Below are 20,928 nucleotides of genomic sequence, written 5' to 3' on the forward strand. Positions count from 1 at the left end.
AGTAACATGAAAATCATAAATTACTTAGAGACTAGACCTTCAAGTCGATATGATGAGTTTTGCCCCAAGCAAGATGGGAATAAAAATACCAAATTTGCTGATCTAATTATTGATGGTAGATCACTACACCAAATGCTCAGAAAGCATGATATGGTTCCATCTCTAGGGTGGGGAAGTCAAGAACATCAAAGAAACATGATTGATTATTTTCTATTAAAGAAACAACACGATTATTTGTACTTTCGATATCCCATACTTGTTTGTCCATGGTGCGGGGATGAGGAGTGTGGATTCATATCTGTTTATATACAGAGGGAAGACGATATAATCATATGGCAAGATTTTAAGTTGGAACCCAGTACTAAAATTATAAATATTGGCCCCTTTTATTTCAAGTGGGATAATTATGAGAGAGCTATAAATGATACTTTTGGAACAGCAGGAATTCAATAATATTTTTTACAGTATTATAAAGGAGACACGGACATCACCTAACACCGTATTCACGCTGCGGACCCTGAAGGGTTCTTGATCTGCCTGAGGTTTTTCGAGGAAGTTAGTCAGGCAGATAGCCCTGCGTTGCTAAGTGGTGGAGCCACCCGGTCGCTACGCGACCTTAAATCTCTCGGGTTCGTGAATACAACAACGTTAGCTGAAACCGTCGAAACCAATAATTAAAGACTTTATTGAAAGAGCTGATTCAATGAAATTAATATTTTTAGACATTGATGGAGTGATGGTTACATCAAGACACTTCGTTCAGAGTAATAGGTACTTTGGGCATGAATTTGATCCTGAATGTATAAAGAACTTAAAGGCTATTTTAGATATAACTAGTGCCAATATTGTTGTAAGTTCGTCATGGAGAGAAGGAAGGACGTTAAAACAATTACAATCAATATTTGAAATCAATGGAATAAATAAGGTAATAGGAATGATACCGATAATTGATGGGGCAATTCGAGGAAGAGAGGTTAAAGAATATTTAAATAACACTAAAGAATTAGGAATGGATATAAGTGCTTTTGTAATTATAGATGACGAGGAAGAAATGGGAGAATTAGAGACATATTTAATAGAAACCGAATTTAATACAGGAATAACAGACGAGATTAAGAACAGAGTAATAGAGTTTTTTAGCAAATTCGAAGAAACCGATGGCATCAGCTAACAACGTATTCACGCTGAGGGGGATAAGCCCCCTAGGTCTGCCCGAGGTAGTTCGGAGAAGCGGTTCAGGCAGACAACTTCTGCGAGGCTAAGTCTTCGACCTTGTCACTACACTCCTTTTAGCCTCTCGGTCTCTTAAATACATGATCGTTACATGGGTGGGTGAGATCTTGGATGATCTAAATCAATTATTAAGTTATTTGAGGTGGGATACTTCTCCCGATCAACTTCAATTTGCTAAAGAGCAATTGAAGCAATTACAAGATAAGGAACTTAAACTCCTTGTTCAACCAATAGATAAGATGCATTGGGATAACGCGGCAGAACTATTGATAGAGATTGGGTATCCGAGAGTTAAGTATATACTATCTGGGCTCTTAGAATGGATAATGGATATGAATTGGCCAGGAGCAAGCAAAATATCCGAACTATTAATTTCAATAAAAGAGCCATTAATACCACTTGTTAAAGAAGCATTTAAAACTAACGATACGATTTGGCAATATTGGATTATAGAATGTATATTAAAAAACTGGTCTGAAGATCTTGTTAAACAAATAGATGAAGAATTAATACTTTTAGCTTCTGGATTTGATTATGAAGAAACACATCTTTCAGCATTAAAGTTACTGGTTCAATTTGAAATTCTAGATCCCGAAGAAATCTTGAAATTAATAGACATAAAACTACAGGATACTCGGAATAATGATATTTTTGCTGAGCTAAATGAATTGAAAATAATAGTTGCAAGATAAATCATAGCAGCGCGCCAACTTACTTCAAATAACAACATGTTCACGCTTCGGGCCATTCGGCCCTCGGTTCGGTAGAAGTTAGATGTGATTCAGGGATGCAATTGCCAGCAGCAGCTGGGAAGTAGATTTAGCCTGATACATTCGATACCAACTAACCGCACCGACTTAAGGCTCCTGACTGAGCCTTAAGTCGGTGCGACGTCGTGAACACAAGTACGTTTGCTTAAGCTAAGAGAAGTGAAAGTGATACGACTGCTGTGAATGAAGCGAAGCAGGATTTGGGATGTCTAATACAACAGTTCGAAAGGAATTGTGAAATCCTAGATAGGCAGCGAGAATGGTGTAAAAACCAAGGATTTAGCCATAAAGTTATGACAGAAAAAGAGATACGCGCATTTCCTATTGGACTCGAAAATAGGATAAAAATGCTATCTGATATTAAGAGCCGACCTAACACTGTTGGAACAGCAAATATACTGAGGGTAGTTAAAGAGTTTCCCCAAACCATTGCGCAGATTTTTAACAACTTAGAAGGCCAGTATTCAATGAGAGACATTTTGACTTGCTGTTACTCACTTTCATATTTTGGCGAAGTCTTTACTAATATCAATGAACAAATTTGGAGTACTAGAACGGAGGTATGGCGTAATGAGTCGTATGAAAATTATAGAAAATGATGAACTTCTTCCTGATCAAATAAACCCAGACCTTTGGCCAACAGTTGATGAGATGACATTAAATAGTAATGACCTGATAACTTACCAGAATCGAAGAACGGCAGTGATGATGTATTTCAAAAGGGAGGAAACGCAGGAAAAGATTCATAAAATAACTGGCGTGAGTCCTCGTAACTTGTACCGCCTTGTTAGTCGCTGCATAGAAATCGATGAGAATGGTGTTCCATGGGGTTTTAGAGCTTTGATTCCATGTAAAACATTAAAGAACTATGCTTTGAATGTTATTGACAAGAAATACAATCCATCACGTCATACCGGTGAATTTAAGTTGCTACTCGAAATGTATCCAGAGATTAAGGATTTAATTGATGACTTATATTTAGGCAGGAACCGAAAGACACTAGAACCAGCAATGAAGCCACGTAATATTCATAAAAAATTTGTAGATGCTTGTAAAGAGAAAAAATTCCACTAACACAATATCCATTTAATACAGATCGATTAGGGATACGATCTCTTTATCGATACCTTAGAAGGCTTGGCGAAGATAACTTTGGTAAAGCGTCATCTAGATATGGGCATGATGCCGAGCAAAAATTGCGAAAAAGTGGTCAAGGAGAACAAAATCATCCAGTAACAAGGACACCATTCCAAAAGGTTCAATTCGATGCCCATAGGATAGATGGTGTATTTGCTGTTGAGCTTATTACTCCTGAAGGAGATTCCGTTGTAAAAGTTTTGGAACGCTTTTGGATTCTAACACTTATCGATGTTTCAACTCGATGTGTTCTTGGTAAGTACACCGTGAAAGAAATATTTGCTGGTTAGACTTATAATTAATAGTATTTTTGTGTCGTTACACAAAACCCGACATTTGTCAGGGAGTTTCTAAATATCTTATCTGAATTACATCTTCATCAAATCCGTATTTTATACATATGTACTTAATATTATCTTTCGCCTTGATATACTTGTATTTCTATGGCTTGTGTCACAATCAATTTTTCGTTTGTTGACGATTATTTTTTTCACTCAAAAAAATAAAGCCCTTTAATTTGGGCTTTTAGGTCAGAGATTATGTTATAGAAAGCACCGACTCCATGACACGGGATATTTCTTTACACAAGTACCACACGAATTAGAATTTTTATTATCAAACTCAAATAGAAAACTTTCAGCTTTATCTCATTTGCATGTATTATTTCTGATTTTTAATAAGTTCTTCCAAAATCGCACGTTCGCTTTCCTGTAACAATCCTTCAACCTTCATATTTTTACAGCTAATCTTAAGCTTAAACTCATTTTTCACTCTAATCTGTGAATATTCACGAATTTCAGCTAAATAAATTACTCCATCAAGACCGCTGATAGCAATCATATCATAATTAACAAATTTCATCTCTCTTATATAACTATTGTTAAAATTGTTTTTGCCGAGTAGTTCTACATCCCATTTTTCTTTTTTATTGCACGCTTCCCATAGTTGTATTGTCCCGTCCTTTTGTCCAATTGCAATTATATAACTCTTTTCATTGACATAAGAAACCGCTATACAAGTAACGTTATTGACTTCAGGAAATTGAACAATATTTTGTAATTTCTGAGTACAACTTACTAATCTTAGCCCGTTTAGCACATCATATATCACAAATGCCTCAAATCCAAGGTGTTCACATACTGCATAGGGTGAAACAGATGTATAAAACACTATTTTTTGCAGTTCTATGTTTATCAATTGTAAATCATTCTCTTGGATATTCTCATTATTTAAAAGAATTAGCATACTATCTTTACCAACTTTTAAAAACTTTATACCTTGTTTTAATTTAAATCTGGCTTGCACTTGAAATCTTTCTTCCTGTTTTGTCTGGAACAACATCTCACTATCTTGGAAAATACTGAAATTATTTTGAGGTAATGCAAAAAGTTTTGTATCTGATTTGCTGGCATGTTGAGCAATAGTAATGACATTTGTTCCATTGACTTTCCAATCTCTTACAACTCCATCGCTATACGCAACAAAAATTCTATCTGCTTCTTCGGGTACGGCTAACGCCTTAATTGGATGAGTTTCTTCTATTCTTACTCCAGTTAAATCGCAAAATCTGAAATCTGCATTACTGAAATCTGCATTATCAAGATTAGCATATCTTAATGAGGTATAAGTAAAATTCTTACCAGATAAATTTGCTCCTGAAAGGTTTGCGTTGTCCAATAAAAGTTCGCTCCAATCATCACCTGGTAGTTCCATTATCACCTGATACAAAATATTCACACAATTAGATCCTAAACGCGCGTATTCATCCCTTTGTACATCCTCACTTTTTCCTTTTGTTTTTTGTATTAGTTTCTTAATATTCTGTATAGACAAATCCATCTGTTCTTTTTTATAGTATTTTTTAATATATTGGCTTGTGAATATTACTATTTCATAACTGATATCACATTTTTTCAAAAAGCTCTCTGATTTATTTATATCATCAAGTAAAAGTCTACAAACACCTCTGGCTACAAAGTACTCCCTCATAGAACGATGGCAAAAAGCCACAGTTTGAATTTTATTTTCATTTATACTAACAGATTTTAATAAGGATCTGAAGGAAATTCTCTCAGAGGCATCTTCTTCAACATGCTCCCTAGTATTACTTATATCCCAGAGATATTTTGCCATATCTTCTTTGCCAGAGAAATCCTTGAACTCATTAATAGAGATTGAATCTAGCCCTATCTCCTGAAGTGTCAGAGCTAAACATTCAAGTATATCTCTTAGATTCTTTAAAATGATTTCTTTTGAAACTATTGCTTCGTCGCACTCTAATTGCTCAAGAAATTTTCTTTCAAAGCTATTAGCTATATACTCTTCATAAATAGATACATTATCTAGTGCAACTATTTTACCATTATGCAATGTGGTTTTGACCATATTTAAGAAGAGTGGCTTAGAGGCTAAGCCAATAATATCGTTTGTTTCTTTTAATATCCTGAGTCTTTGTCTTTCTTCACTTGTTTTTGTACACTTATCTAAATGATTAATTCTATCATATTTACTTATCGACGCTATTTGTATTATTTCAGGTCCTCCAATTCTTTGGAGTAGTAGATCTCGTTTCACTTTATTATTGAAAAATATTTTTCTTGATGTAATCAGTACTTTCATACCTTTAAATGCTTTATAACAATCTGCCAAACGTCTTATATTTTCTTGTACAGACAGATTATTAATGCTTAACGACATTTCATCGAACCCATCTAATATTACAAGAACTCGATAATTCATTTTGATTTCATTCCAACTGTCTAAGCTTACCCCAAAGTTTTTAAGTCTTCTTTCTATGAAATCTTGACTTGTACCTTTTTCACCCAAATCTTGCAAAGCGAATCTGACAGGAATCCAACCAACTTCAGGCGCTACAACATATTCATTTATTAAATTGCGTGAAAATGCATATGTAAAAAATGTTTTACCATCTCCAAAATCACCTAATAGAATTTTTGTAAAAGAATTTTTATCGTCGAGCCATCGTCTTAGATATTCCTCTAAGGTACCTTCAATGAAACTACCACTCTCGTCCTGACAATTCATCTCCACATAGTTTTCAAAGAGTGAGGAATAATCTCGAGAAGTACCCGAATCTGCTTCACTTGCTAAAAGTATTTTATTGGGGTTCCTTAGATAATCTTTCCACTCTTTTGGCAAAGTAATTGTAGGTTGTAACATTTTCCCCCACTTAGTAATGATCCTTAGTTTCTTCTCTTCACTCCAGTCTCTCGGCTGTTCAGCATACCCAATTGGGTAAAATACATCATATACTTCAGGTACAATACCAAAAAATTCATGAACGAAATTATCAGGCGTCCAAACTTGAACATTTTTAATAGTACCCCATCGGCCTTCTTCTTCCCAAATTGGAAGTATGTTATTTAAATAATTGTCTATATTTCTGTTCGGGCTAATAAGTATCCAATGTTCAATTTTTCTTTTAGTAACCCGCAGTTGCTCTAACTTTGGAATAATATCGTCTAGTTTGACATCTCTCTCAAAGTATTTACACTCAATAACACATTCAACTATTTCATAGGCTTTGTTCCTATATGTAAAATCAATATCGAAGCCAAATTGCGTCCCACTTTTTTGTCTCCGAAGTTTAATTTTTTCCATAATTTCTTTTCTAGATTCCTCACATATATCAAAAAATTTTTCTAATAGCTCTAAGACGCTATTTTCTAAAAGTGCTCCCTTTTCCACAGGCTTCAGCTCATGCTTAATTGTTGGTACTTCCTCTACATGCTCAGATTCTTCATGTACATTTTCTATTTGTTCACTATTTTTATTATTATTTTCATTTATATAATCAATACTACTGGTACAGCTTTCAGATAAAATTCTCCATACTCTGCATTTCCATTCTATTTGAGATTTATATTTATTCCAGCTTTCCTCATCTTGTACTAAGCTTCCTTCTAGGTTAAATAAAAACTTAAGTTCTTCAGCTAGTTGTTTTCCCTTTTTACCATCTATAGCAATAATGCGAAAAAGGCATTCCCTTCCCTTTGCATAACTGCCTTCATAGATATACCCATCAAGTTTTGTTAATACATCTTCCAGTTCATTAATTGCAGCTTGTTCAAACGTTGAAGCAGTTTCTTCAGTATTTAAAGTTAGGATTTGCTGCACAGTCCCATTATCTTCGAACAACAAATAATTACTAGCTTCTTCAAGAACATTATTGTCCAAGCCAACATAATCAACTATAGTCCCAAACATCTTACCTTTGAATGTTCTTGTTACTTGAGAAGATATCTGGATAAAAAATCTATTTTTAACTATTTTATCTATATATATGGTGTCCAAATTAGGTGCATCAATTCCAGTAATCCACATTGAGCAAACAAATGCTAATCTCATCGTATCGTCAGGGTCTTTGAATCTATATTCTAGCTTGCCATTATTTTCCTTATTATTGTGCGATGACACAATACACATTTCAGTTTCTTGCATATACAGAAGTTTTACTTTGTTTTCTTCCACTTTTTCCGGATCACTTAAAGCAATTTCATTTTGGAGATTATCTATATATTTGTTCCAGTATCTCTTCACCTTTTCATACACTAAAGAAGATATATTTAAATCATTTGATACTACCATGGCTTTTCCCATAAATTTACGACTCATAAAATGAGATACAATATCTTTAGCAATTATATCCTGCCTATAATCAGACCCTAGCCATCGATTTAAACCTTCTCTTTCACTTTTCTTAATCCCGAGACTTATATCATTCAAACTCGCGTAGCGTATATCATTATTAATATGTATACTTAGTTGTCGCCCCTCATAGTAAATCGGTACAGCCATACCATCTACAACAGATTGACCAAAATTGTAGGTGCTTAGATATCCTCCAAATATTCCTTCTAATTCTTGTTTATTTTCTATATAACCAGTTAATCCCATGAACGCAGCGTTCGGAATAGCCATCCTCATACTCGTTGCGTATTCACCATATTGACTTGTGTTTGCTTCATAAACAAGGACAATAATATTTCTTCTTTCTGATAGTACGGATGAAGTATCATTACTGACACGAAATTTCTGTATAGTTGTAAAAATAACATCATTATTTGCACGAAGTAGTTTCCGGAGATGTGCATAACTTTGGGCTCTAACATTTGCTGCGATACTGGCCATCTCAAACGCTTGAAATAAGTTTTCGTCATGTTCTATTCTGTCTGTAACTATGACAAAGGACCACTTTCCTGGCATTTTTCTAAAAATCTTCTGTATAAAGAATAAAATTGTTTGTGTTCTTCCACTCCCTTGTGTTTGTTGTAGTACACCTAATCGACCTTTATTTTTCTCAACTTCGTTAACGGCATTGTATGCATTATTGACGGCTTGTATATGATGATTCCTTGCAATTTGTTTTTTATACGAGTCATTAACTTTAATATAAGTGATAAAATTCTCTAGTCTATCAAGAAGATTGTCCTTAGCACATACTTTCTTAATTAAAGCTAAAAGAGAAGTCAAACCATTTTTTGATTTATTGTATTCAAATAAATTGCTAGAAGCATCACTTACACAACCAATAAAGCTTTGCACACCATTAAAAAAAATAATGAATGCATTATACCAAAACAGCCTGCTGGGTAATTTTCCAATGAAAAAGTCAATAATTTCTTGACCATCATCGACAGGTCTTCCAATGTAATTCTTTGTCTCAATAAATATCAATGGAATACCATTAACAAAACCAAGTAGATCTACAGAACGATCATTTTGTTTATTTGTTAGATAAAATTTTGTAACAATAGTAAATCGGTTATTGCCTGCATGTTCCCAATCTACAACCTTCACTAATTTATATATTTCTTTTCCTTGTTTATTGCTCTTAACAAGAATGCCATGCTTGATATAGTTATAAAGTACAAGGTTTTTAAAGACAATCCTGGTATCACTTCCGCATTCAATAATTTGGTTTATGGCTTGCTCTATAATGTCTTCATCTTCAGTTGGATTTAACTGCTTAATACTATCGCGTAGATATCTCTTAAGAATAACCTCAGAGCTATTGATCCTACCTAGTCTACTTGCAACTCCAAAATCCTCTTTAACACCATCAAAGACCTCATAACCAAGTCTTATGAATTCGGCTGCTACAGAATCGATAGTTTGCTTTTCATTAAAATCGTTTTTCTCATTATTCCATTCAATTGACATATTGTTTTCTCCTTACCCAGGCATTAGAAGTATAATGTGCAAGCTATTTAACTTTACGGATTAAGCAGTGCCCTTCATCAAGTCGATCATTTTTCTTTTTCAACATATATGGTTTATTGTCTGTATTATAAATTCGAAAGACACCTAGAACCTCACCTTTGTATTCATATTTAAAATAATCAAACTGTATCCCTGGCTCAATGTTATTAAGAATTACTTGATTATAGTTAGACGATCTACAAAATCTTCAGAGTCAATGCCCTTTATTTCTTTCCTTCCGTTCGATCCTTAATTCCTACGATGATGAATTTGTCTCCAGCGTGACGGGAATTCGCCATAGCCATTATATCTGCAATTAAGTCGATGTTTTTTCTTTAGAGTATTGATTCTCTTTGAAATCTAAGTAATCGCACTCATAACCACATTCAATTAGCTCATAGATATTATCCATCTGTCTCTCACCCTAAAATATTGTCGCGTGCAAAATGAATATACGATGCTTATGTAAATTCGACAAATTTCATTAATATCCTACTTTTTCCAATATATTTGTGGGACGCACCTGGAAGCAATTGCTTTAGTGTTGCTCGTCCCCACGTGTTTCTGGACCACAACAGTAGAAATTGAAATGTTCATACACACGCTGCATGAGTTTTGCCATTGGTAGAATAACCGTTCAACAATTTAAAAAAAGACCGGCACGAAGCGCGATTACTCCGTCCGGTCTTACATTCATTTTCATGAGGCCATCGAAACTCAGTTATTTATTAGCCTCAAACTGTGACCTAATCCAAGTCTGGTTCTGCTCAGCTATATACTGTTCTGCATTAATTAATAGCTCGACCAGTTCTCTTTTTGACATTTGCATGTATCTTCCCTTAACTCTCTCCACATCGCGATCAAATTTGATATTTTTGAAATCAATTTCTCCCACTCTGATCTTGTTTGTTCTCGTGGATTTTGTTTTTATTTTTGCATGTTTTAGATAGTATTCGTATAGTTGACTATTGTTTTTAACGCTGTTGGGATGAATACCCACACCCAGCTCATCTAATTCTTTCGACCTTGCTGCGATGTTTCTATACGAAATTGTAGCGGCATCTTTTAACAGAGATTGAATTGCTCTAACACCAAGCTTATAAATTCTGCTTTTAGCGTTATCGTTTTGCTGCTGCAGCCAAGGTTTTTCAATTGTTGATTCGTATTTTCGCTTCGAAGTGCTCATCCTTTTGGTAACGCTCCATTAATTCAATTTCTTTGAGTTCATTCTTAGCTCTATTTTTGGATATCTTCATCTTTTTAGCTTCGAGAAGCATACCATTTTGTGTAAACATTACTTCGCTTTCTTCTGCCCATTTTAAATACGAAAGTATTTCTTGTTTGAACTCAGGTCGAGGCACTTTTGCCGCACATCCTACACATGCTAATCTTGTAGGACAAACTGAATCTGTTGTACAAATGCCACCTACGACCTTTGATAAAGTTCCCACCTTTTCTCTGTAGTCATCATAAATTTCACGCAGCTCCTCTGGTCCTCGTAATACTCCCTTTTGGATGTCAATGTAAGAGGCCCAATTGTCATGGAGAAAGTCAATAGTCTCTGTTATTTGCTGATTGGTAGGTGCAGAGTAGTACTCCGTTACAGAGATGTCCTTCTGATGTAATAATGTTTTAACAATATCAATTGGAATCTTCTCTGTTTGTACGGCATGCGTAGCGAATGCATGACGAAGTAAATGCGTTTTAACTACAACTTGATTACCTTCACTTGTCTGAATGATAAGACCATGTAACAGAAAACGAATAATAGCATTTATTGTGAATTCATTAATATGTCTTCCGTAATATTGAAAAACATATCGCTTGTTACTCATGAGGTGCTTACGTGAAGACACTCTATACTCTACTTCAGGGATTGATTTTGAATTGTACGACTCTTTTAGATATTTTATGATATCGTTCATAAAACGGAAGACTTCTTCAGGCATATAATAATTTTCTTCTTCTTCTCGTCCCTTGGGTATAAGGCGAAAAATATAGTTTTTTCTCGCGGGAACAATACTGTTATCTACTGTAACTACACAGCAATTCTTATCGTAACTTATTTGGAGTAACTCATTCATCCGCGCGCCTGAAGATGTGATGATATCGAGAGCAAAACGAGCAAAGGTGCATGCAGCGTAGATCGGTTCAAGATTGATTAGCAGTTTGTTGAAGTTTCTAGAATTTCGAACGACAAATACTCCTTGCGTTAACAATCCAGGATTTCTATGAGAAAATGGCGCTTGTCCGTTCTCGGCATCATCATAACCCCATTGCTTAAGAAAGTTAACTATTGTATTACGTTCCTTATCACTGAGATAATCGCTCGACCAGCTACCTATGAGTCTATACTTCAGAATATCGAGGAACCAAAGCCCTTCACCTGGACTACTATCATCAATTTTCTCAGCTTTGATAAACTCAAGAAATACTTCGTTTTCAGTTGAGGTTCCAACACTATAGCGATCACCAAAACTGATCTTGTCCCAAAGTATGAAATGCCATCTTTCATTGGTATATTCTGATTCTTCGTAGCTAAACTCAATAGGTAAAGCTCTGCGTGTTTCTTTGGCCTCTTCCAGTAGCTTTTTAACGGCTCTGCGAAGACGTTCAACTTGATTCCATCTAAAGTGAGCTTCTGCCCTAATCTCGGGCAACAAGGGCGTTACAGCAGATGCCTCAGTCTTCCTGACTTCTTTGGCTGCATCGATAGCTTTTGTGCGCACAGAAAAGTCTCGATTATCGAATGGCAACTTTGGGAAAAGAAAATTGGAAATCAATTTTTGTTGTACATTTGTAAACTGCGTCGTAAGCCACTTCGACATGTTAAAAACAAAACTATTGTATGCATTCAAAAACGACTGTCTTTGGCGGTCAGTATGATTTTGAATTAATTCACTAGATAGATATTTCTCAACGATGGAATAGTTGAAATCTGCCATTTCAACCAAGTTCGCGGCATCAAATAGATCCCTAAGTCGGGCATTAACGTTGCTCATTAAATTGTAAATAGACAGAGGTGTTAAGTTTCTATCTGTTAAGCAAAGCAAGCTAAGTCCAAGATGATTTTGCCATGGAGATCCGAGTACCGTTTTTACAAAATATCGCAATGAATTAGGATCTACCTTATCCCAATAGTACTCGTTATCGTAATTCTTCAACGTTAATAATGATGAATCAATTTTTCCAAACATTAGTTGATGCCAATCTTTAAGCTCAAGGTCTTGTGTCATCTAGTCCATTCCCTCATACAGATCATTTAGCCAATCTTCTTCAAAATTTTTATTCTGCTTGGTTACCACATTGGCAACTGCAGTTGGTTTGTTCATTTTCTTATTCTTAAGGTACTCTTTCTCTCTGAAAGAATAAGTTTGAATCATTTGCTCATGAATATCGCGATACTTTTCTTCATCATACATATGCTCATACACATTAATGGTCTCTGAGTCTCTCCATTTCATATAGCCGATTAGCTGTTTCTTTTTTTCTTCAATCTCAGCTTTAGATGAGGAGGATTCATAAATTCCTCGTAGCCTAGATGTAACAAACCAATGTCTTGCTTTATGAGGGTTTAACTTGATACCTGCAAAGCCAATTATCTTAGTCCAGTTATTATAAAATGCAGTGTACTGGTATCGACCACCTCTTTGCGATATGAAAATAAATTCATCATCGGGTAACTTGTCGAACTTTATTGGATTATTTGCATATTTCGGTCTTTCAACGTTAATATATCGAATTAGTAATTTTAAGGTTTCCGGGGATATTCGAATAAACTTTGTTCTCCTTTTAAAGCTTCCTTTGTTATAGGCCGAGAACTCATGTTTATCTAGCCGATTACGATAGTCTCCAATGGTTAAATCCAAAATTTCTGAGATTCTGGCCCCTGTCTCAAACATAAACCTAGTAATTACTTCATCTCTCAACTGCCAATTGGATTTTTCGCCAGCATTGTAAATCTTGTATGGTAAATCCCAATCACTAATAATTTCAGGCACCCATTCATCATTTATTATCTTGAAATATGAATCGGTAACCTTTCTGTAACTGATGGGCTCCTCAGTACCTGCTAGCTGCGGCATTCGTTGTCTGTTCTTCCGGTCCCCTGAAATTTCTATATTTTGACCAAGCAGATCCAAGTTTACAAGCGGATTGGGATGATCATACAAACCCAATTTAATCATCGCTTTATAAAAGGCTTTTATTGCGGAGAGAAAGTGATTCACAGTTTTCTTGCTTTTATTGGTAAGAAACACTTTTTCATGGGAATCTTGATCGCGCACTTTGCATCCTAATTCTTTCTGAAGATACTGCTTTATTGCCGATTTAATAGCTAACGGAGCATTTGTCCAATCTACTCTTGCTCCTTGAAAGAGACTCTTATTTTTTAGCCAACAAAAATAAGGTTCTAAGATATTTAAATATGACAGTGCTGTGCTCTCGCTCACTCTTCCTAATTGATACTGGTAATATTCAGTTAGTGGTACAAAGTGATTATTTTCATCATCGAATACCATGAGAGCATATTTGCTTTCAATATCTGCTGGACAAAAATAATGTATAAATCTCTTTGACACGACGGGAACAACCAACTTTCTAAAAATGAATTCAAACTAAATTATAGTATGTGATTACATCCCGGATCACATGTAAATTTATCCATGCAAAAAAGGACCGTTCAAATGAGTTTGAAGGTCCTCTTTTGGTTTTAGCTAATCATGAGTTCCGTTATTTCGTGCGATAGAGCCCGGGATCCTGTTAAGCCCTTAATAAAACGCAACGGGCCATTTATAGACCAATCGATGTGTTTAAGTTTTTTCACAGCCTTAATTAGGGCTGAATAATCAACTATTTTCTTATTATTGTTGATTTGTTTGCATAATACATTCCCCGCGGCGATAGAAAGTGCATCCATACAAACTATATGGGTAAGTCGATGTCCTGAATAGTCCAGCCATTCTGATGATAAGGTTTCTTTTATTGCCGTGAAGTATATTAAAGCAATAGTTAGTTTCTCCTCTTTAGATAAAGCAGCTAGCTGATTCTCTTTGAAGAGAAGATGTAGGGTACGATATAAATTTTGAAGTGTAATATGTCTGCCTTTCACTCGTTTTCCAATAATACTACCGATAAGTAAAAATGGACTTTCTTTTCGCATCAATAATTCTGTGGCAACCCAACTTAGATCGTCCGTATCTCTTCGAAGATACTTGCTCAATGAAGGGCCTATTCCTTTCGCTTTAGTGTTGATTGTATCGAAAAGCTTTATCTCTTCATCGTCGTCCAAAGCGTGAAATGCCAGGAATGGAATGGTTATATCTGAGTTCGTCTCTTGAACATACTTTTTAATGCCTCCGAGTCGATGTTGGCCATCCATAAGCGAAGCTTTTCCCTTACATATTAATCTCCCATAGTTAGGCCTTATCTTATCGTAATAGGAAAATTCCCAGTTTCCACAAGCATTGAGTAGCACCGGTGTAAATAATGCATCCTCCCCTTTTGATAAATAAACAGCGAAGTCATGGCAGCGTTTCGGATCAACAGGACGTTGGTATCCTTTACCTGCAGGATCATCATATGGTTTGACAAAAGTTATATCTAGGGCAATTGTAGCTGGTAAATGGCTTTGGTAAGCTACTTTACCCCTCATTTTGCACTGTAGGACATTCTCAATTACATAATTAGTTGGTAAATTATTCATTATGTCATCTCCATGAAGTTTCTTAATTATGAATATAATACTTATAAGTTCTTATATCAATGGTATTTATAGTTAGATAATCTGTTTATCAATCGCCGGCATGCCTAATGTATAAATTAGGTGGTGGTCAGTATGGTAAGCTTGGCAAAATTGGTCGGGGAACGTATTCGTCAGCTAAGAAAATTAAAAAAAATGAGCCAAGAGCAGCTAGGAGAGCTGGCGCAGCTCCAGAGTTCATACATAGGTGGCGTTGAACGAGGCGAAAGAAATGTATCGCTGGAAACTTTGGAAAAAATAATAAGAGCATTAGATTTATCCTATTCCCAGTTTTTTAGTTTTGGTGAAATCGGCGTATCAGACAAACTTTCAAAAGAGGAATTAATCGAGGTTTTTAGTGGAGAGCTAATGACAAATGAGTTAACAGAAGTAAGGAGGATATTTGAAGTATATAACATAATAAAAAGAGGTAAATGATCACTGCAATCGTGATTGTTTACCTCTTTTTATTGCTTATGTTTCATTCGACTGACTGCACTTGAAGAAAATAACTCCTTCAGCAATTCTATGATTTCTTAAGCATTATTTTGTTTATTCTTAGTTTTAAACAGAGTAATTAGAAACAATATCTGTATGATTACTGTAAAAGCAATTAATTTGGGTTGGATTAAATAAGCAGTAAATGGACATAAAATTATAATAGTTATGTAAGCCCAAGGCTTGAATCCTAAACCACGCTTCCACTTGTTTTCAATGAGGATATTAATTGTTGTAAGAAAGAACATTAGCGAAAGAACGATAGTTACCCAACTAACCATTACATCCAACTTTCCCCAGAATGTATTTGCTTTTAGAAAAGCCGAGTAATTTCCCCCTAATAAAGCCAGCATTATGAAAACTGTGACTAATGGTGTCAATGGTCTGCAGATTTTCGTAATAAAAGAGGAAATTTGATCAATAAGTAAAGTTTTCTCTCCAAACGTAGAGATACTGTCGCTTCTAGACGAAATCAATTTTTTTAATGTAGCAAGTGCTGAATCTGAACGGTTTTCATAAAACAATCGCACTTTTTGTTTATGTTCCCATGGAAGGTAACAGTAGCATTCACCAAATCTTTCTATTAACTTGTCTTGTGCTGTAAGATCTTTTGCACCTTTTTCATAAATTGATATAAAGGCTTCAAGCTTCCCCAGTAGCTCCCCTTCTTTGATCTTTAATGGTTGAATTTGTTTGTCATCTTCCGAATATAAGTTTAAAAATGTTTTATATAGAAAAGCACTCAAAGCAATAATAAATGTGACTATAAATTTTACGACAGGATCTAAATTAATTATTTGATTATAAACTTCGTGTAGCTTCAATATGAGGAGCATCCTTCCAGTGTTTTGTATTCACAATTCGATTTTGGGGGAGATTATCGATCCCCCAGTCTTACACAACCTCGGCGTCAGCTGAGGTCGTTCATGAGCTTACTCTTTCGAAAAAGGTTTCGATCATGCTGCCGGTAGCTGATTGGGAAATTATTGACGCGCTCCTCAACAACGGCAACGCACGTTCTTTCTCGGAATATTTCCGGCAATTGCATGTAACAAAATGTCTCTTTTATCAGATATCAGTAATACTCTATATCAATTGGGTAAAACAATCTCATTTACCTTTACAACTTTCCAACCATGACTTTTTGCAGCAATAACATCCTCCTGACTCATATTGTCCTCCTTGATCGCTATTCCTGCGAAATGTGTAGGTCTACTCAATGCAACATAAGCTAACTTCAAAGTATCCTTTATATTAGTATTCTGAGAAAGCCGTTCATCATACTGACCTATTAAAAATGGCATTATATCATATAAATCAGAGTACTCCTCTCGATTAACAGTTGACTCCAGTAGCAGTGTAGCTAAATGTGTTTCGCCCTTAACAGCATGGATAGTATTTAAATGAATAAGCACATCATTATAAAGATAATTATTATTGTCTACATGATCAGCATGAGTCTCTGTTGTGAATATTTTCAAGATATACTTATTAACAATCTCAACATCTGACGCCAAATCGTTACTCTCTATTACTATTCCGAAGTTGTCGGTCAGGATTTTTTGATACAACAATTCAAATTGACTGAGCTCAGAGCTACAGTCTTTACGAAGATAAACTTGTCTAATTAACTTAGAAAGAATACTTCTTAAATCACTATTTTCTAATGGAAATTCTTTATTAAGAAAGTCGTCTAATTTACTGGGAGAAAAATCTAATTGACTCCTAGAATTTTCATTTTTCTTCCGTAAAGTTCGTGACATAACCTTATGGACTTCATTTAAGCAATCCGCAAAACTTGATTTTTTCTGGATCTCACTTTTTGACTTTTGATAATCTATGTGGAAATGTGCAACAGCATCATGATGTTGAGCAACTGCATATATTTTTTTTGTGTTGAGCGGGAGATTATATGATGCTAGAAGCTTAGCATATGCTTCTAGTAGCTGTGCTTGATCTTCATAGAGCAATATATGGGGTTCCAAAGATGGAACAAACTCATTGCCAACTAGGTGGTCATATCTCTCGATACAAGTTGTCCTTAGTATCTTAGCTATTTTCTGTCCAAAGCGATTACTAGTTGCTAGTTCTATGCGTTGTTCTACTGGAGGTTTCCACGCATCAGGTTCACCATAATACAAATTATAAAGCGCCTGATATGGATCGCCATAACGCTGTATAATTGTTTCTTCATTGCTTTCTATTATTTTTAAAATAATGTGATACTGTTCTATGCTTGTATCTTGTGTTTCATCAATGAAAAGATATTTGAATCTAGCTTGGAATGCCTTCCTTAATTCGATTGCATTTTTGTCAATATAAAACTTTGATAGTGCAATAGTATCACTATGCCGTAAATACCCTGAATAAAACATATCTTTGAATGTATTTAAAAGTTCATTGCGGTAGGTTTTATCTTCAAATCCTATTAATGAAATCTCCTTTTTATCATTTATAGATAATTGTGTTCTTTCTACCGCAGAAAAAGGAGCTGAAAAAGACCACCAACTGGGTTTATGTTTTTCAAAAAAACGAGAGAAATAACCTTTGTACTCCTCATTTTCTATGAAAAAAAATCTATCACGCGAAGAAACTGTAGTATAAGCTCTGAGCGCAAAAAAAGTATTTAGAAAGTCATGTATAGTTCCAATAAAATGAGGGTAAGCAACATCGTTAATTCCTAAAATTTTCAATTTATTTAAAATCTCTTCAACGCCAACATTTGTATGGGTGATAACACATATTCCGTAATCTAAGTTAGCTTCCTTAATTTTTCGTAGTAATATAGCAAGCCTCGCTATCAACACAGTTGTTTTTCCGCTTCCAGGGCACGCTACAAAATCCCCCGACTGTTCATACTTAATAATGTTTCTTTGTTCATTAGAAAAGCTTTTATACTGTCCCAGGAGTGCTGATTCTACTTTTGTTATATCCTCAGAAGTGATTTCAAACATTTTGCTTCCCTCCTGTTACATGAAAAATAGCCTCCCGTAAGTATTTTAAGTATTCATCAGTGTTCACTTTTTCCTTAAAGTCCCCTTCACATTGAAGCAATAATGCTAGTTGTTGTGCTACAGATGCCTTTGAAACCTTCTTCTCCAATAAAGGCTTATAAACTTCGTATGCAGCCTCTTCCTGATCTGCTAATCCTTCTATCTTCATTTTCATGTTTGTTAGTTTAAATATATTGGCATCACTTGAAGGTTTCTTATATTTAACGTTATGGATCGCATCTAATAAACCATTTCTAAGAGTACTCATTGCTATTTCATATTCTAGAGTCCAGTTTGAAGCAACAAAAACCTTAATGTTTTCAGAACTATTACTATATTCAGCAATTAAAGATCTTGCTTTATTCATTCTTAGAGAGTCAATAGTGGCCTGTGACAACGGTTCTTTTATTAATTCGGCTATTTCATTAATATCATTACTATTCAATCTAGCAGTAGAATACAGATCAATAGTACTTACTAGATCCTTTTTCGTACTAAAAGCTTGATCAACCAGATGAGGAATTTCTTCGACATCGACACTCATTTTGTTTGCGATAAAAGTTAAATGTTCTTTCTTAATAATTAATATATCCCTAACCCCAACTTCTTGGGAATCATTATAAAAAGCCATTGGTTTGATATCAACATCTGTCACGACAGCAACGGGAACTCGTAATGGTGGAAACTTATCTAGCCATGCCTTTGATCTAGAATATATTTTCACATATCTATTAAAAGCGGTGTTTCCTATATTTACAATTGATACTCCAAATTTATGTAATGGTCTCCCGATTAGTTCGGCAATTGCGGGCACTAATAAATTCTCTGCGTCCCCTTCAACAAAAATTACACCTTTAGCAAAAAATAAGTTAGCTTTTGTCGAGTCAAGAAAACGCTCGAGAAACTTATAATCTTCAATTTCCAGTTCCGTATTTTCTGCATTCATTGGATATGCCGTTCCATCGTGTATTAATATAATATGTTCTAGTTTTGTAGACGCTGCTAATGTAGTGCTGTGAGTAGTTAAAATAAATTGTCCGCCAGTTGATCCATTTTCCTTATTTCTTTGCAAATATTTAATTAATCTTAGCTGCGCTTGAGGATGAAGATGAGCTTCAATTTCCTCAATTAATGTAATGTTTGGTCCTATTGAAAGTGCATCGTCATGAAGCAAAAGCTCTGCTGCTATAAATAACAAATTTAAGCTTCCTAATCCAGAAGGAACATCCTCTAGTAATAAGCTTAATTTTTTTAAAATTTCATTTAGCTTAACTGGGGTTATTTTAAAATTTGATTCATATTTATTTTCTCCATTAATTGGCTCATGAAAAAAATTGTCCAAATAACTGGTTAATTCAGATTTTATGGTTTTTAAATCACCATCTTTATATGGTTGATCAAAAAATTCTTCGACTTTCTCATTAGCTTCTTGAAAAGTAATCTCTAAGGGATGCTTTTCAGAAGAATCATTTTTCCTAAAGGCTTGATGATTTTTTAGGATCTGAGCAAGCCTAGATCTTACTCCCGGCTTTAATTCAATTTCAGCATCTCTAAGGGGTTTCAGATATGTAGACTTCAATAACTCCCGTGCAAGTCCTTCTAATCTACTTGAAGCATTTTCTGGGCCAGCTTTGATTGTCCTTTCTATTCGTTCAATTGATAATAAATCATTTTTTTGTTTTTGCGCGGTCATTCTTACTTGCAACTCGTAGTTTCCATTTTCATCAAATGTGAGCCATTCTAAGAATATTCCTGCCTCTTTTTCTGATAATCCAGAGAATATACATTCTATTTTTATTTCCTTTGATGTATTTCCTTCTTGGTCAACAAAAAAATCACTTTCAGATATTCGAAAAGTATCTTCACTTGAAGTTCCTAAAGTAATTTTTATAGCATCAATAATTGCTGTTTTTCCGGAGTCATTTTCGCCTATAAGTAAGTTAAAACTATCATTAAACGTTACAATTAGGCCAGGTAACTTACTATCTAGTTCAGATACTCCATACTTTCTAAAGTTCCAGATATTCAATTTTCTTAAAAACATTTTGTATCCTCCTTTTAATTGTGCAAATTTTTTCTTTGGTCCCTTGATAATTCTAAATATCCAAAGTAGCTCATTAACTACGTAACCCCATAACTCTATTGGTGTCGTCCCTGCAATAATATAGCCAGTCTAGTCAAGCATTGCTAGATTGGCAAAGAACTGCTAATTGCTTCTATTAGGAAATTCTACCATAATCCTCAACTACATTATAGCTTCGAAAACGACAAAAAAGGACAGATCGGCACTGTCCCTTAATACATGCAATATTTATTGTGACACAACCCATAAAAA

The 20,928-nt window shown here is 34.8% G+C and carries 15 protein-coding genes; 7 read left to right on the top strand and 8 right to left on the bottom strand.

Annotated elements, in window-relative coordinates; translation table 11 throughout:
* Positions 1–6: 6 nt before the first annotated feature.
* The 6 genes from GK047_RS12670 to GK047_RS29230 all read left to right on the top strand — a co-directional run bounded on the left by GK047_RS12670 (position 7) and on the right by GK047_RS29230 (position 3,430).
* Positions 7–453 (top strand): oxidoreductase, encoded by a 447-nt coding sequence (locus tag GK047_RS12670; protein ID WP_163946611.1) that lies wholly within the window; start codon positions 7–9, stop codon positions 451–453.
* A 250-nt stretch (positions 454–703) separates the two neighbouring features.
* Positions 704–1,171 (top strand): HAD domain-containing protein, encoded by a 468-nt coding sequence (locus GK047_RS12675; RefSeq protein WP_163946638.1) that lies wholly within the window; start codon positions 704–706, stop codon positions 1,169–1,171.
* A 169-nt stretch (positions 1,172–1,340) separates the two neighbouring features.
* A complete protein-coding gene (locus tag GK047_RS12680) occupies positions 1,341–1,925 on the top strand; it encodes a DUF5071 domain-containing protein (protein WP_163946641.1) in 585 nt (194 codons plus the stop codon).
* A gap of 257 nt (positions 1,926–2,182) precedes the next feature.
* Positions 2,183–2,602 carry a hypothetical protein gene (locus GK047_RS12685; RefSeq protein ID WP_163946644.1) on the top strand — a complete coding sequence of 140 codons (420 nt, stop codon included), beginning with the start codon at positions 2,183–2,185 and terminating at the stop codon, positions 2,600–2,602.
* Positions 2,574–3,077 (top strand): hypothetical protein, encoded by a 504-nt coding sequence (locus GK047_RS12690; protein WP_163946647.1) that lies wholly within the window; start codon positions 2,574–2,576, stop codon positions 3,075–3,077. The genes GK047_RS12685 and GK047_RS12690 overlap by 29 nt, the downstream gene beginning before the upstream one ends.
* A gap of 122 nt (positions 3,078–3,199) precedes the next feature.
* Entirely contained in the window at positions 3,200–3,430 is a 231-nt protein-coding gene (locus tag GK047_RS29230) for a hypothetical protein (protein ID WP_205516744.1), read from the top strand.
* A gap of 370 nt (positions 3,431–3,800) precedes the next feature.
* On the opposite strand, the gene GK047_RS12695 is transcribed toward GK047_RS29230, so the two are convergent.
* From GK047_RS12695 to GK047_RS12720, 5 genes are all read right to left on the bottom strand, one after another.
* Positions 3,801–9,323: an HsdR family type I site-specific deoxyribonuclease gene (locus GK047_RS12695; protein ID WP_163946650.1), complete on the bottom strand. Its 5,523-nt coding sequence runs from the start codon at positions 9,321–9,323 to the stop codon at positions 3,801–3,803.
* A gap of 760 nt (positions 9,324–10,083) precedes the next feature.
* The gene (locus GK047_RS12705; protein ID WP_163946653.1) at positions 10,084–10,548 is read right to left on the bottom strand and encodes a hypothetical protein; all 465 of its coding nucleotides are present in this window, start codon (positions 10,546–10,548) and stop codon (positions 10,084–10,086) included.
* On the bottom strand, positions 10,511–12,598 hold the full coding sequence (locus GK047_RS12710) for a site-specific integrase (RefSeq protein ID WP_163946657.1): 2,088 nt from the start codon (positions 12,596–12,598) through the stop codon (positions 10,511–10,513). Before GK047_RS12710 ends, GK047_RS12705 begins: the two co-directional genes overlap by 38 nt.
* A complete protein-coding gene (locus GK047_RS12715) occupies positions 12,599–13,942 on the bottom strand; it encodes a tyrosine-type recombinase/integrase (RefSeq protein WP_163946660.1) in 1,344 nt (447 codons plus the stop codon).
* A gap of 131 nt (positions 13,943–14,073) precedes the next feature.
* Positions 14,074–15,066, bottom strand: coding sequence for a DGQHR domain-containing protein (locus tag GK047_RS12720; RefSeq protein ID WP_163946663.1), 993 nt, complete (start codon positions 15,064–15,066; stop codon positions 14,074–14,076).
* A gap of 132 nt (positions 15,067–15,198) precedes the next feature.
* Between GK047_RS12720 and GK047_RS12725 the strand changes: the two genes are divergently transcribed.
* Entirely contained in the window at positions 15,199–15,540 is a 342-nt protein-coding gene (locus GK047_RS12725; RefSeq protein ID WP_163946666.1) for a helix-turn-helix domain-containing protein, read from the top strand.
* A gap of 98 nt (positions 15,541–15,638) precedes the next feature.
* Here GK047_RS12725 and GK047_RS12730 read toward each other — a convergent pair whose 3' ends face one another.
* The 3 genes from GK047_RS12730 to GK047_RS12740 all read right to left on the bottom strand — a co-directional run bounded on the left by GK047_RS12730 (position 15,639) and on the right by GK047_RS12740 (position 20,637).
* On the bottom strand, positions 15,639–16,424 hold the full coding sequence (locus GK047_RS12730; RefSeq protein ID WP_163946669.1) for a hypothetical protein: 786 nt from the start codon (positions 16,422–16,424) through the stop codon (positions 15,639–15,641).
* A gap of 267 nt (positions 16,425–16,691) precedes the next feature.
* Complete coding sequence (locus tag GK047_RS12735) at positions 16,692–18,554, bottom strand: UvrD-helicase domain-containing protein (protein ID WP_163946672.1); 1,863 nt, start codon at positions 18,552–18,554, stop codon at positions 16,692–16,694.
* On the bottom strand, positions 18,547–20,637 hold the full coding sequence (locus GK047_RS12740; RefSeq protein WP_163946675.1) for an ATP-dependent nuclease: 2,091 nt from the start codon (positions 20,635–20,637) through the stop codon (positions 18,547–18,549). The genes GK047_RS12735 and GK047_RS12740 overlap by 8 nt, the downstream gene beginning before the upstream one ends.
* Between the last annotated feature and the right edge of the window lie 291 nt (positions 20,638–20,928).

This window comes from Paenibacillus sp. SYP-B3998 (assembly GCF_010820665.1).
Classification (GTDB): domain Bacteria; phylum Bacillota; class Bacilli; order Paenibacillales; family NBRC-103111; genus Paenibacillus_E.

Excerpts from the sequence above, each read along its gene's own strand:
- GK047_RS12710 (WP_163946657.1), bottom strand. The coding sequence starts at position 12,598 with ATGACACAAGACCTTGAGCTTAAAGATTGGCATCAACTAATGTTTGGA.
- GK047_RS12725 (WP_163946666.1), top strand. The coding sequence starts at position 15,199 with ATGGTAAGCTTGGCAAAATTGGTCGGGGAACGTATTCGTCAGCTAAGA.
- GK047_RS12690 (WP_163946647.1), top strand. The coding sequence starts at position 2,574 with ATGAGTCGTATGAAAATTATAGAAAATGATGAACTTCTTCCTGATCAA.
- GK047_RS12670 (WP_163946611.1), top strand. The coding sequence starts at position 7 with ATGAAAATCATAAATTACTTAGAGACTAGACCTTCAAGTCGATATGAT.
- GK047_RS12735 (WP_163946672.1), bottom strand. The coding sequence starts at position 18,554 with ATGTTTGAAATCACTTCTGAGGATATAACAAAAGTAGAATCAGCACTC.
- GK047_RS12705 (WP_163946653.1), bottom strand. The coding sequence starts at position 10,548 with ATGAGCACTTCGAAGCGAAAATACGAATCAACAATTGAAAAACCTTGG.
- GK047_RS12740 (WP_163946675.1), bottom strand. The coding sequence starts at position 20,637 with ATGTTTTTAAGAAAATTGAATATCTGGAACTTTAGAAAGTATGGAGTA.
- GK047_RS12720 (WP_163946663.1), bottom strand. The coding sequence starts at position 15,066 with ATGAATAATTTACCAACTAATTATGTAATTGAGAATGTCCTACAGTGC.
- GK047_RS12695 (WP_163946650.1), bottom strand. The coding sequence starts at position 9,323 with ATGTCAATTGAATGGAATAATGAGAAAAACGATTTTAATGAAAAGCAA.
- GK047_RS12675 (WP_163946638.1), top strand. The coding sequence starts at position 704 with ATGAAATTAATATTTTTAGACATTGATGGAGTGATGGTTACATCAAGA.